General features: G+C 44.0%; 13 protein-coding genes. 11 read left to right on the top strand and 2 right to left on the bottom strand.

Features of this window, described 5'->3' with window-relative positions:
* Positions 1 to 9 precede the first annotated feature (9 nt).
* The 11 genes from oppB (at position 10) to cobA (ending at position 10,131) form a co-directional block, all read left to right on the top strand.
* The gene (oppB, locus tag ACXAFJ_RS07910) at positions 10 to 930 is read left to right on the top strand and encodes an oligopeptide ABC transporter permease OppB (protein ID WP_475322614.1); all 921 of its coding nucleotides are present in this window, start codon (positions 10 to 12) and stop codon (positions 928 to 930) included.
* Positions 931 to 945: 15 nt separating this feature from the next.
* The gene (oppC, locus tag ACXAFJ_RS07905) at positions 946 to 1,848 is read left to right on the top strand and encodes an oligopeptide ABC transporter permease OppC (RefSeq protein WP_475322613.1); all 903 of its coding nucleotides are present in this window, start codon (positions 946 to 948) and stop codon (positions 1,846 to 1,848) included.
* 119 nt (positions 1,849 to 1,967) lie between these two features.
* Entirely contained in the window at positions 1,968 to 2,939 is a 972-nt protein-coding gene (gene oppD, locus ACXAFJ_RS07900) for an oligopeptide ABC transporter ATP-binding protein OppD (RefSeq protein WP_475322611.1), read from the top strand.
* Positions 2,936 to 3,928: a murein tripeptide/oligopeptide ABC transporter ATP binding protein OppF gene (gene oppF, locus ACXAFJ_RS07895; protein ID WP_475322610.1), complete on the top strand. Its 993-nt coding sequence runs from the start codon at positions 2,936 to 2,938 to the stop codon at positions 3,926 to 3,928. Before oppD ends, oppF begins: the two co-directional genes overlap by 4 nt.
* 81 nt (positions 3,929 to 4,009) lie before the next feature.
* The gene (locus ACXAFJ_RS07890) at positions 4,010 to 4,330 is read left to right on the top strand and encodes a DUF4144 family protein (RefSeq protein WP_475322609.1); all 321 of its coding nucleotides are present in this window, start codon (positions 4,010 to 4,012) and stop codon (positions 4,328 to 4,330) included.
* A 96-nt stretch (positions 4,331 to 4,426) separates the two neighbouring features.
* Positions 4,427 to 4,648: a hypothetical protein gene (locus tag ACXAFJ_RS07885; protein WP_475322607.1), complete on the top strand. Its 222-nt coding sequence runs from the start codon at positions 4,427 to 4,429 to the stop codon at positions 4,646 to 4,648.
* 215 nt (positions 4,649 to 4,863) lie between these two features.
* Entirely contained in the window at positions 4,864 to 5,229 is a 366-nt protein-coding gene (locus ACXAFJ_RS07880; RefSeq protein WP_475322606.1) for a hypothetical protein, read from the top strand.
* A 156-nt stretch (positions 5,230 to 5,385) separates the two neighbouring features.
* A complete protein-coding gene (nirB, locus tag ACXAFJ_RS07875) occupies positions 5,386 to 7,950 on the top strand; it encodes a nitrite reductase large subunit NirB (RefSeq protein WP_475322605.1) in 2,565 nt (854 codons plus the stop codon).
* 12 nt (positions 7,951 to 7,962) lie between these two features.
* Positions 7,963 to 8,295 carry a nitrite reductase small subunit NirD gene (nirD, locus tag ACXAFJ_RS07870; RefSeq protein WP_475322603.1) on the top strand — a complete coding sequence of 111 codons (333 nt, stop codon included), beginning with the start codon at positions 7,963 to 7,965 and terminating at the stop codon, positions 8,293 to 8,295.
* A gap of 114 nt (positions 8,296 to 8,409) precedes the next feature.
* A complete protein-coding gene (locus tag ACXAFJ_RS07865; protein WP_475322602.1) occupies positions 8,410 to 9,222 on the top strand; it encodes a formate/nitrite transporter family protein in 813 nt (270 codons plus the stop codon).
* Between the two features lie 117 nt (positions 9,223 to 9,339).
* Positions 9,340 to 10,131 carry a uroporphyrinogen-III C-methyltransferase gene (cobA, locus tag ACXAFJ_RS07860; RefSeq protein WP_475322601.1) on the top strand — a complete coding sequence of 264 codons (792 nt, stop codon included), beginning with the start codon at positions 9,340 to 9,342 and terminating at the stop codon, positions 10,129 to 10,131.
* A gap of 59 nt (positions 10,132 to 10,190) precedes the next feature.
* Here the strand turns inward: cobA and ACXAFJ_RS07855 are convergent, their stop codons facing one another.
* Positions 10,191 to 10,823, bottom strand: a complete 633-nt coding sequence (locus ACXAFJ_RS07855; RefSeq protein ID WP_475322599.1) for a response regulator — start codon at positions 10,821 to 10,823, stop codon at positions 10,191 to 10,193.
* A 9-nt stretch (positions 10,824 to 10,832) separates the two neighbouring features.
* The gene (narQ, locus tag ACXAFJ_RS07850) at positions 10,833 to 12,536 is read right to left on the bottom strand and encodes a nitrate/nitrite two-component system sensor histidine kinase NarQ (protein WP_475322598.1); all 1,704 of its coding nucleotides are present in this window, start codon (positions 12,534 to 12,536) and stop codon (positions 10,833 to 10,835) included.
* Positions 12,537 to 12,553: the final 17 nt, after the last annotated feature.

Here is a 12,553-nt window from a genome sequence, read left to right as displayed (position 1 = left end):
AGAACGAATATGTTTAAGTTCATCTTGAAACGAGCAGTGGAAGCAATCCCAACCTTGTTGGTGTTGATTACTGTTTCTTTCTTCCTAATGCGATTTGCTCCAGGTAACCCGTTTTCAACAGAACGTGGTATCCCGCCTGAAGTTATGGAGAACATTAACGCCAAATACGGTCTGGATAAGCCTGTTCACGAACAGTACTTGACATACCTTGGCAACATTTTGACTGGCGACTTCGGTCCGTCTTTCAAATTCAAGGACCTAACGGTAAACGAGCTTGTGGAACAAGCCCTGCCAGTATCAGCAAAAGTTGGTGTGGTAGCCTTTATATTTACCGTTCTAATGGGTGTCACGGTTGGCACTATCGCAGCATTAAAACAGAATACCTGGATTGATTACTCCATCATGTCGACAGCCATGCTCGGGGTGGTTCTTCCTTCCTTTGTACTCGCCCCGGCACTGATTTACATCTTTGCTATCTATTTAGACGTTTCGCCTGCTGGTGGTTGGAACGGTGGTGCGTGGCAGTACATGGTCCTACCGGTTATCGCTATGTCTCTCCTATACGTTGCAACTTTTGCACGTATAACTCGTGGCTCCATGATTGAAACGTTAAACAGTAATTTCATTCGAACAGCACGCGCAAAAGGTCTGAGCTACCGTTACATCATCATCAAACACGCTTTGAAACCGGCACTATTGCCTGTGGTTTCTTACATGGGTCCTGCGTTTGTAGGTATTATCACCGGTTCGGTGGTAGTTGAGACCATCTTTGGTTTACCGGGCATTGGCAAACTCTTTGTTAACGCCGCCTTCAACCGTGACTATTCTCTAGTACTAGGTATCACTATTTTGATTGGTTTGTTGTTCATTGTGTTCAATGCCATCGTGGATATCTTACTAGCGGTCATCGACCCGAAAATTCGTTACTAACAGAGGTATTGAGTTATGTTGACGAAAAAAGAAAACCTCGAAGCAGTTGAGAAGTTTGCTGAGAACTTGGAAATTGAAGGTCGTAGTCTTTGGCAAGATGCGCGGATTCGTTTCTTCAGAAATAAAGCGGCAATGGTGAGCTTGTTCATCTTGTTTGTGATGACACTAGCGGTCATTTTCTTACCAATGATTGCACCTTACGCCTACGATGATACTGACTGGTATGCGATGCACGTAGGACCAAACGCCGAACACTGGTTTGGTACTGACAGCCTAGGACGTGATTTGTATGTCCGTACCTTAATTGGTGGCCGCATCTCGCTGATGGTTGGTGTTATGGGCGCGGTAGTTGCCGTGGTAATAGGTACCATTTATGGTGCAGCATCTGGCTTCATTGGAGGCCGTACTGACCGCGTAATGATGCGTATTTTGGAGATCCTTTACGCAGTACCATTCATGTTTTTGGTTATTGTATTGGTCACCTTCTTCGGCCGTAATATCTTCCTAATCTTTGTGGCGATTGGTGCCATTGCTTGGCTAGACATGGCGCGTATTGTACGTGGCCAAACGTTAAGCCTGCGTAACAAGGAATTTATTGAAGCGGCGCATGTTTGTGGCGTGAGTAAATGGAAAATCATTACTCGTCACATTGTGCCTAACGTATTGGGTATAGTTGCGGTTTACTCGACGCTTCTTATCCCAAGTATGATCTTGACGGAATCTTTCCTATCTTTCCTAGGATTGGGTACGCAAGAGCCGATGACCAGTTGGGGTGCCTTGCTTCAAGAAGGTTCGCAAACGATGGAAATTGCAATCTGGCAGTTAGCGTTTCCAGCGCTGTTTATGGTTGTAACCTTGTTCTGCTTTAACTACGTAGGCGATGGTTTGCGCGATGCACTAGACCCGAAAGACCGCTAAGTAACGTATAATCGGTCTAATAACGGATGTGAACGGCACAACAAAAACGATGCCAAATTAAAAAACTATAAGTTCACATCCGAACACTGAGCAATAAAGAATTACACAGGAAAGCAATGATGAGCTTGTTAGATGTAAAAGATCTGCGAGTCGAATTCACCACACAAGATGGTATTGTGACTGCAGTAAACGATCTTAACTTCTCACTAAAACAAGGTGAGACGCTAGGCATTGTAGGTGAATCGGGTTCGGGTAAATCCCAAACCGTATTCGCACTGATGGGCCTATTGGCCAAAAACGGTAAGATTTCTGGTAGTGCCAAATTTGAAGGCAAAGAAATCTTAAACTTGCCTGAAAAAGAATTGAACCGCGTGCGCGCTGAGCAAATCGCGATGATTTTCCAAGACCCAATGACTTCCCTCAATCCATACATGAAAGTTAGCGATCAGCTAATGGAAGTGTTAATGCTGCACAAAGGCATGGGTAAAGCGGAAGCGTTTGAAGAGTCAGTACGCATGCTTGAGGCGGTAAAAATACCTGAAGCGCGCAAGCGTATAACTATGTATCCGCATGAGTTCTCAGGCGGTATGCGTCAGCGTGTGATGATTGCTATGGCGTTGCTATGTCGACCAAAACTGCTGATTGCTGATGAGCCAACGACTGCACTGGATGTAACGGTTCAAGCGCAGATCATGGATTTGTTGAATGAGCTAAAAGACGAGTTCAACACTGCCATCATCATGATTACCCACGATTTAGGTGTAGTTGCAGGTTCTTGTGACAAGGTCTTGGTAATGTACGCCGGACGTACTATGGAGTACGGTACGGTAGACGAGATCTTCTACAACCCAAGTCACCCGTACGCAGAAGGCTTGCTAAAGGCAATTCCTCGCTTGGATACTGAAGGTGAAATTTTGCCAACTATCCCGGGTAACCCGCCAAACCTTCTCAAATTGCCACCGGGCTGTCCTTACCAAGAGCGTTGTCATCGAGTCACAGACCGTTGCAAGTCTGAAACTCCGATTTTGACTAACTTTGCTGATGGTCGCCAGCGCGCGTGTTTCTCAGATTGGGAGGCTTGGAAACGATGAGTCAAGAGAAAAAATTACTACTAGATGTTAAAGATCTGAAAGTTCATTTTAGTATTGCCAATAAAAATGGATGGTTTTTCTCCAAGCCAACACCGTTGAAAGCGGTTGATGGCGTAAACATTCGCCTGTATGAAGGTGAAACACTGGGTGTAGTAGGCGAGTCAGGTTGTGGTAAGTCTACGTTTGCTCGCGCTATTATCGGTTTGGTTGAGTCAACAGATGGTGAAGTCGTTTGGTTGGGGCAAGATGTCACCAAAATGAACGAAGTGAGTCGTCGTGATACGCGCAAAGAAATGCAGATGATTTTCCAAGATCCGCTTGCATCTCTAAACCCGCGTATGACCGTTGGAGACATCATTGCAGAGCCTTTGGAGACCTTCTATCCTGAGCTTTCTAAACAGGAAGTAAAAGACCGTGTTAAAGAGATGATGACTAAGGTTGGTTTGTTACCTAACGTTATCAACCGTTACCCACACGAGTTCTCAGGTGGTCAGTGTCAGCGTATTGGTATAGCTCGAGCATTGATCCTTAAGCCAAAAATGATCATCTGCGATGAGCCTGTATCTGCTCTAGATGTATCGATTCAAGCTCAGGTAGTGAACCTGCTAAAAGAGCTGCAAAAAGAGCTTGGATTGAGCTTGGTGTTCATCGCTCACGACTTATCTGTGGTGAAACACATTTCAGACCGCGTGTTGGTGATGTACTTAGGAAATGCTGTTGAGCTTGGTGAATCAGAAGCCTTGTTTGCTGATCCTAAGCACCCGTACACTCGCGCATTGATGTCTGCAGTTCCAATCCCAGATCCTAAATTGGAACGAAACAAAAAGATTCAGATGTTGGAAGGCGACTTGCCGTCTCCAATGAATCCGCCTTCAGGTTGTGTTTTCAGAACGCGTTGTCCTCAAGCAACTGATGCTTGTGCGCAAGAAAAGCCGACAATTCAAGGTAACGATGTTCACGCGGTATCTTGCCTTCACGTAGAAGTGTAAGTAGCAGTAGAACGAACAAAACGCGGTCAATTGACCGCGTTTTTTTATAATAGACGAAATGGTAAACGCTGGAGTTAATCTGTGATTCGATGGCCATGTATTGTGAAAATGGATGGAAGTGACGAGCTGATTTTTGTGGCAGATAGTGAGAGTCTACACTTAGAGTGTGAAGGCCTAATTGTTACCGCAAATGACTATTTGATTGACTCGGATGGCCAACAATCCAATTTGGAGCAAGTTGTTTCGGGTAATGATTCTAACGAAGTTGTAAAGGTTCTAAGTATAGAGGATGTTACTGAATTGGTTCGTCGCCACGAATTTAGCAAACATGAAGCCTGTTTAACTAAGATAGGGTTTTCGAGCATTGAACAGGCTATTCAGTCTGTTGATTTTGAACAATAACTCACACCCACCAGTTTGCTTCAGTCAACCTACTTATAATGTCCAAAATGTTATGATATAACATATCAATTATTGGTTGTTTAACGAACTTAAATTATGTCTTCACCTGCTATACCGAGAAATTATTCAGAATGGGAACACTGTATTACCGTCGAATGTGGGTTGGAACTTACACCCGAATTCATTGAGCAGCGACTTAGTGCACTGCTATCTGAAAAAGATGAACATACTAGGCAGTTTATTAAAGCCTATGGCCAACCATATCACCAACAAGTCGTGGCTTGGTTTAAGCAAGCGCAGTCTGTTTATTCAGCGTAGGACCTGCTCGTTTAAAGATTGATTTTAATGAGATTTTAATCTATCGTCATCGAACCTGTGTTTGGGTTGTTTCTCTTACACAGGCACACAGTTATCTAAAAAAAGCTATCTAAATAAAAAGTTATCTAAGTAAAAAGTCATCTTAGAAATCAGTTTTGATTGGAACCCCTTTAGCTCTTGGTTTTATATGTTCCAACGTCAAAGGTGAGTACTTTATGAAAGATAAAAATGTGTGGGTTGAATCAGGTGCCATACACAGTAGAAAAAGCCCAGAACCCTTAGCAATAGACAAAATAGAGCAGATCTTTGTAAAAAAGCACGATACAAAAAGTCGGGTTAAAAAATCGGCTCTGATTGGCGCTGTTTTGGCGTTCCCTTTCTTTATTTGGCATCCGCTAGGTGGTCTGGCTGCGTTGATAGCCATATTCAGCTATGTATATGTTACAACTAAACAATACGAGTTGTTAGTGACTGTATTTAACAACTCGGAGATTGGTTCGGTAGAATCGACATTAGCATCATCCAATTCTCGAAAAGAGTTTGATGAGCTCATCAATCAGGTTTTCTCGACCGATTCCTAACAAAAGAGCGCATTAGCGCTCTTTTTCATTCTTAGTCTACACACCCCCTTCATCTACCCCTTTCGGGTAGTTTAAAAACGCATTTGATTTGAATCATGACTGCGACCGTGGTCAAAACTAACAATGCACTCAGTTATAAAAATACTGGATAGCATAATGAGCAAGGTCAAACTCGTCGTGATAGGTAACGGGATGGTAGGTCACCGTTACATCGAAGACTTGGTGGAAAAAGCCGATATTGAGCAGTATGAAGTGACAGTGTTCTGTGAAGAACCACGAGTTGCTTATGATCGGGTCCATCTTTCTTCTTACTTTTCCCATCATACTGCCGACGAACTGTCGTTAGTAAAAACAGGTTTTTACCTAAAACACGGAATCAACGTGCTCATTGGAGAGCGCGCAATAAATGTAAATCGCGAAAACAAAGTAGTTTACTCAAGTACCGGCCGAGAAATTACTTACGACAAGCTTGTCCTTGCGACTGGCTCATACCCCTTTGTCCCACCTATTAAAGGAAACGAGAGTAAGGACTGCTTTGTCTACCGCACTATCGAAGATTTAAAAGCTATTGAAGCGTGCGCAAAGACAAGCCAATCGGGAGTTGTTATTGGAGGTGGTCTGCTTGGTTTGGAAGCTGCAGGGGCTCTTAAGGCATTAGGTGTAGAAACACACGTTGTCGAGTTTGCGCCCAAGCTGATGGCTGAACAATTAGACTTGGCTGGTGGTAACCAACTGCGACAAAAGATCGAACGTTTAGGCGTTCATGTTCACACCAGTAAAAACACGTTAGAAATTGCAGCGGAAGGAACAGATACAAGAAATGTAATGCGCTTTGCTGACGGTTCTGAGTTGGAAACTGACTTCATTGTGTTCTCCGCTGGAATACGACCTCAAGATAAGTTGGCGCGTCAAATGGCTTTAGCTCTTGGTGCAAGAGGTGGTATAGCGATTAATGATTTCTGCCAAACATCAGATAAAGACATCTATGCGATAGGTGAGTGTGCCTCATGGAATGATATGTTCTACGGGTTAGTTGCACCGGGCTACAAAATGGCGACCGTAGCCGTTGATCACCTACTTGATCAAACCGAGAGCGCGTTTACTGGCGCAGACATGTCAGCAAAGCTCAAATTATTAGGTGTGAAAGTAGGCTCAATTGGCGACGCAAATGGTCGTACTCCTGGGTGCAAAAGCTACGTTTACCAGAATGAAGAGCAAGAGGTTTACAAGCGACTAATCGTCTCATCAGACAATAAAAAGTTGTTGGGAGCGGTTATGGTTGGCGATACCGCTGACTATGGCGACTTACTGCAGCTGATGCTTAACGAGATAGAGTTACCTGAACATCCTGATAGCCTGATTTTACCGGCGCATGCGGGCGCGGAGAAGCCAACTCTAGGAGCTGACTCCCTGCCTGATAGCGCAGTTATCTGTTCTTGTTTTGATGTCACAAAAGGCAAGGTGGCACAAGCCGTAGCCGATGGCTATCACACCATAGGTGAGATTAAAGAGGTAACCGGTGCAGGTACAGGATGTGGCGGTTGTGTACCGCTAGTCACATCAGTGCTTAATGCTGAACTGGCGAAAGCAGGCGTTGAAGTGAAAAACCACGTTTGTGAACATTTTGCTTACAGCAGACAAGAATTACTGCACCTAGTAAAAATTGAAGAAATTAAGAGCTTCGAAGACTTGTTAGCCAAATACGGTAGTGGCTATGGGTGTGAAGTGTGTAAACCGTTAGTGGGCTCTATTTTAGCGTCTTGCTGGGGTGAACATATTCTCCAGCCAAAGTTAGTAAAACTGCACGATACTAATGACAACTTCTTAGGCAATATCCAGAAAGACGGTACTTACTCAGTGATTCCTCGCATGGCCGGCGGTGAAGTCACTCCAGTGGCTTTAGGCGTACTTGCTAGCGTAGCTGAACAATACAAACTCTACACCAAAGTAACAGGTGCTCAGCGAATCGGTTTGTTTGGTGCTCAAAAAGATGACCTACCGGATATTTGGCGTCAGCTAATTGATGCTGGTTTTGAAACTGGTCAAGCGTATGCCAAGGCGCTGCGCATGGCAAAAACCTGTGTCGGCTCAACGTGGTGTCGTTACGGTGTTCAAGATTCAGTGGGATTAGGCGTCTTACTTGAGAATCGCTACAAAGGAATTCGAACGCCGCACAAGATGAAGTTCGGAGTTTCAGGTTGCACTCGAGAATGTGCCGAAGCCCAAGGTAAAGACCTAGGTATTATCGCCACGGATGCCGGTTGGAACCTATACGTATGTGGTAACGGTGGCATGAAACCTCGCCACGGCGACCTGCTCGCTACTGATCTAGACCAAGCCACTCTTCTGCAATACATCGATAGATTTATGATGTTTTATATTCGAACAGCAGCACCATTACAGCGCACATCCGTTTGGTTGGAAAATATGGAAGGCGGAGTGGATTATCTGCGCAGTGTTATCGTTGAAGATAAGCTTGGTATCAACTCGCAGCTAGAAAGCGAGCTGAATAGGCTGATTGAAGAGTTTGAATGTGAATGGAGCGCAACAGTCTCTGATGAAGAGCAGTTAACTCGTTTCAGCCACTTCATAAACTCTGATTCACGTGACGATAACGTCGTATTTGTACAGGAGCGTGCACAACATAGACCTGCAACCCAAGCCGAAAAAAGCTCTCACACGCAGGGCGACATCATCCACGTTTCTCTAGCAGAAGTTTAAGGTAGGTTTGATATGACATTTCAACATGTATGCGACATAGAAAAAATCGTACCGGGCACCGGTGTTTGCGCACTGGTCGACGACAAGCAAATTGCGATTTTTAGGCCTACTTCTGAACATAAGGTTTATGCGCTCAGCAACACTGACCCATTTTACCAGTCAAACGTGCTTTCACGCGGGTTAGTTTGTGAACATCAGGGTGAATTGTGGATTGCAAGCCCCCTAAAAAAACAAAGATTTAACCTAGCGTCGGGTAAATGCATGGAGGACGAGCGTTTTAGTATTGCAAGCTTCCCTGCACAGGTGGTCGACGGCCAAGTGTCTGTGAGCGGAAAACCGAAGTAATTGTTTAACCGGATATATATTTGCGCTCGGGTGTATTGGTGCCTCCTCAATCGCCAATACATCTGAGCCTCCCATTTTTTATCTTTTATTTTCAACTTTTTGATAAGGACGATTATGTCTTACGTGAAACCTGCCGAGTTTGTGAAAAACATGATAGATGCTGGCGAAAGCAAAGTATTTATGTCGACCAGAGACACTTTAATCCGCGGTATTATGGCTGGTGCCATACTTGCGATTGCCGTAGCAGTAGCGATTACTACAATTGTGCAAACGGGAATTGGAATCGTTGGTGCGTTGGTATTTCCAGTGGGCTTTTGTATTCTGAACTTAATGGGATTTGATTTGCTGACCGGCGTGTTTGGTTTGGCACCACTTGCTAAGTTTGAGAACCGCAAAGGGGTGACTTGGAGCGGTATATTCCGTAACTGGGGTTTGGTAGCAACGGGTAACCTAATTGGCTCATTAAGTGTGGCATTTTTAGTGGCGCTGAGCTTTACCATGAATTTTAGTGTTGAGCCGGGCGCAGTGGGTCAAAAATTTATCGCTGCAGCAACAGGAAGAACACTGGGTTTCGCTGAACATGGTCTCGATGGCTGGATTACCGTTTTTGTACGAGGCATCTTGTGTAACTGGATGGTTTGCCTAGGTGTGATTGGTGCAATGGTGTCCAAAAATGTTGCGGGCAAAGTTTTGGCTATGTGGTTCCCAATTTTTATCTTCTTTGGGCTTGTGTTTGAGCATGCTGTAGTTAACATGTTCCTCTTTCCATTGGGCATGATGTTGGGTGCTGAGTTTACGATTGCGGATTGGTTAGGTTGGAACTTAATTCCGACAATTTTAGGTAATCTAGTAGGTGGTCTTATGGTGACTTGTATGAGCTTATACGTGACTCACGGCCGCACAAAACCAGCTCGTAATGTGGGCTAATGTTTTGGTTGGGCTAGACTGTTGAGGTCTGGCCCATTTGTTGTTTAAGTGGTTAAACTCAATCCTATTAGCAGGATTAAGTAGTGTTGAGTTTAAGTTCTGTTTTAAGGCAGTTTTATGAATACAGATACGTTAAATACGCCTCCAACTGGCTGTTTTGTTTCTCTAGTTGGTGCGGGTCCTGGAGACCCAGAGCTATTGACTGTCAAGGGACTAAAAGTCATTGAATCCGCTGATGTTGTGGTGTTTGACCGATTGGTTTCGCAGCAGATCATTGATTTAGCTCCAAGCTCAGCAGAGATGATCTATGTTGGTAAGCGGCTTAATTTTCACTGTGTACCGCAGGATGAGATCAACCAGTTATTGGCGGATAAAGCGCTTGAAGGTAAACACGTCGTCAGACTTAAAGGAGGAGATTCCTTTATCTTTGGGCGTGGTGGTGAAGAACTTGAAACACTGGCCGAACAAAACATTCCTTACCAAGTGGTTCCGGGTATCACTGCTGCTGCAGGTGCGACCGCATATGCAGGAATTCCGTTGACACACAGAGAACATGCGCAAAGTGTTCAGTTCATTACCGGTCACGTACAGCAAGATGGTCGAGAAATTGAGTGGACCTCATTGGCACAATCCAACAACACTCTCGTTTTTTATATGGGACTCAAACAGAGTGGCTATATTATGAAACGCTTGATCGAACATGGACTGGATTCAGATATGTCTTGTGCAATCATTGAAAATGGTACACGACCCGAGCAGAGAGTCTTTACCGGAAGACTGGAGCAATTATCCGACCTTGCTAGCCAAGCTGTGAGCCCAGCACTAATAGTGGTAGGAAGTGTTACGCAGCTTCATCAAAAGCTGGATTGGTTTCGAAAACATCCTACTGTGTTACATCTCGCTAGCTAAAAAAAGTAAGGGACCAATCTGGTCCCTTTTTACATTCTACAGAGCTAAGAATGTTGGGCTCAAATAGTGCCATCTTGATGTTCAAGGTAAAGAACCGTAGCTGCGGTGCGAGACGAAACATTTAGCTTCTTAAATAGACTCTTCATGTGCACTTTGACCGTGGACTCAGTAATGAACAACTTGTCAGCGATTTGTTTGTTTCTCAGGCCAATGGCGACTAACTTTAAAATTTGTTCTTCACGCTCAGTGAGCTGTTGCAACACATTTTGCTGAGAGTCACTTTTAGCAAGGTAGTCAGCAACTGCTTTGCTGAAAATAGGGTTACCGTTTTTACATTGGTGTAAAAGCTCAAGGATGTCATCGGGCTCTGTGTCTTTTAACAAGTAGCCGTCTGCGCCTGCTACCATGATGTTTTCAATGTCAGCCGGGCTATCTGATACAGTGAGAATCACGACTCGAGTCGTGAGTCCTCGCCCTCTAATTTCCTTTAAAGTTTCCAACCCAGACATACCTTTCATGTTTAAGTCTAGTAAAACAAGGTCAGGGTCGATAGTTTTGAGTAACTCTAGAGCTTCACTGCCGTTGCTGGCTTGCGCAATGATGTTTAAATCAGGCTCTAGGCCAATCAACTGGCTCATCCCAGTCCGAATAAGAGGGTGGTCATCCACCAGCATGATATTAAAAGGTGTCATGGCTACGGCCTAAAACTTAATTGTGACATGGCATCCGACATTGGGTTTGCTGTCAATTGAAAAGTCAGCATTGAGTCGCTCCGCTCGCTCATTCATTATACCTATCCCAAAGTGGTTTGCTTTTTTATTCTCCACGTCAAAGCCGATACCGTCGTCAATGATTTCGATGCAATGAAGGTGGTCTTCAGCTCTGCACACAACTCTGATCTGGTCGGCTTTGGCGTGCTTAATAGCATTGAGAATTGCCTCTCGAATCAACTGTAACAAGTGAACCTGTTGCTCAGAAGTAAATTGAAACGAGGAAAGACGATTGTCGAGTGTTATTTTGGCACTAGACTGCTCCAAAAAGCTATCGACCAGTTCTTGCAGGGCTTTGGCAAATTGAGCTTCTTTAATTGATAGCCGGAAGGTAGAAATTAGCTCTCGGAGTTGTGTGTAGGCGTCATTCAATCCAGAGTTGATTTCATCTGCCACGCTTTGTATTTCATCACTTGCATCGTTTTTGGGTAGTGTTTTTAAGCGCCTATTCAAAATACTCACTTGGATTTTTAGGTAAGACAAGGATTGAGCTAACGAGTCATGAAGCTCTCTTGCGATGGTAGCGCGCTCTTCCACCAGCATCATTTGTTCGGAGTGTTTTTGCGCTTGTTTAAAATGAATTGCGCGCGACAGAATTTGCGCAAAACTGTCCATTAAATTCTCGTTTGGTGAGAGGGCAGTTGTTTTCCAGTACAAGGTTCCCAAGTGTTCACCTTCCATATCCAATACTCGCGAGTGACATTGTTCAGTACACTGATTTGGACATTGATTGCCTTCAAACAACACCAAGTCGGGCTCTCCTGATCTGGCAACTTGAAGTTTGACGGTTTGGATTCCGTCCATTGCGATAATAAGCTTTAAGATATGTTGAAAGTGTTCTTGATTGATTCGCGAAGCGGTTAAGGTTTGCGAGGATTGATATAAAACTTCAAGTGACTGGTTAGCTTGTTTGAGCTTAGCCGTTTGTTCTTCTACCTCTTTTTCCAAGTCAAAGTAGAGTTTACCCAATTCCCTAGTCATCTGATTGAAGGTCTTAGATAAGATACCTAACTCATTGTCTTTATTATGACTTAAGTGAACAGAGAAATTGTGTTGTTCAATGCTCTTGCTCGCCTTCACTAGTGCATTAAGTGGTTTGACGATTTCTAGGTTTACGAACAGTACCACAATGATGCTGACCACCAATATGCCACCTAGGCCTAAGGTACCCGTGATGGTGAGCTTGTATAGCTTTTGCTCTGAATTGGCTTGAAGTTTATAGACAAAGCCATCTATTTGTTTAACAAAATCCGCTAAATGATTGAGATAAGGCTCTGGATTATCGCTACGAATAATGTCTTTGAGTTTATTCCAACGCAGTACCAGTTGTTGGTAGTCGTATTGAATATGATTTGGCACTGACCAGTGCTGAACGAGCTGCATCGACTGGGAATGGATGGTGTTGTCGAACTCTGAAACTAACCCTTGTAAATCATCACTTTGTTTTTGGATTGAATAACCTAATCGATAGCTTTGCATTCGTAGAGAACCTGCAACATTAACGCCTTCAGCATCATATTGGCTTGAGACAAATATAAGAATTGCGAAACTGGTCGTAGCTACCGAAAGTAGCAAAATAATGGTTAAGGCGAAAACGATCGGACGAGTAACGGATTCTTTAATTGAACTATACAAGGACAAAAAACTTACAA

The sequence above is a fragment of the Vibrio sp. ABH4_348 genome (assembly GCF_056159765.1).
The sequence above is the reverse complement of the archived record's forward strand: the minus strand, read 5'-3'. Positions and strand labels throughout refer to the sequence as shown.

What these genes read in the sequence shown, in the direction of transcription:
- ACXAFJ_RS07885 (WP_475322607.1), top strand. Translation starts at nt 4,427, where the DNA reads ATGTCTTCACCTGCTATACCGAGAAATTATTCAGAATGGGAACACTGT.
- ACXAFJ_RS07865 (WP_475322602.1), top strand. Translation starts at nt 8,410, where the DNA reads ATGTCTTACGTGAAACCTGCCGAGTTTGTGAAAAACATGATAGATGCT.
- oppB (WP_475322614.1), top strand. Translation starts at nt 10, where the DNA reads ATGTTTAAGTTCATCTTGAAACGAGCAGTGGAAGCAATCCCAACCTTG.
- ACXAFJ_RS07880 (WP_475322606.1), top strand. Translation starts at nt 4,864, where the DNA reads ATGAAAGATAAAAATGTGTGGGTTGAATCAGGTGCCATACACAGTAGA.
- oppF (WP_475322610.1), top strand. Translation starts at nt 2,936, where the DNA reads ATGAGTCAAGAGAAAAAATTACTACTAGATGTTAAAGATCTGAAAGTT.
- cobA (WP_475322601.1), top strand. Translation starts at nt 9,340, where the DNA reads ATGAATACAGATACGTTAAATACGCCTCCAACTGGCTGTTTTGTTTCT.
- ACXAFJ_RS07855 (WP_475322599.1), bottom strand. Translation starts at nt 10,823, where the DNA reads ATGACACCTTTTAATATCATGCTGGTGGATGACCACCCTCTTATTCGG.
- oppC (WP_475322613.1), top strand. Translation starts at nt 946, where the DNA reads ATGTTGACGAAAAAAGAAAACCTCGAAGCAGTTGAGAAGTTTGCTGAG.
- nirB (WP_475322605.1), top strand. Translation starts at nt 5,386, where the DNA reads ATGAGCAAGGTCAAACTCGTCGTGATAGGTAACGGGATGGTAGGTCAC.
- nirD (WP_475322603.1), top strand. Translation starts at nt 7,963, where the DNA reads ATGACATTTCAACATGTATGCGACATAGAAAAAATCGTACCGGGCACC.
- oppD (WP_475322611.1), top strand. Translation starts at nt 1,968, where the DNA reads ATGAGCTTGTTAGATGTAAAAGATCTGCGAGTCGAATTCACCACACAA.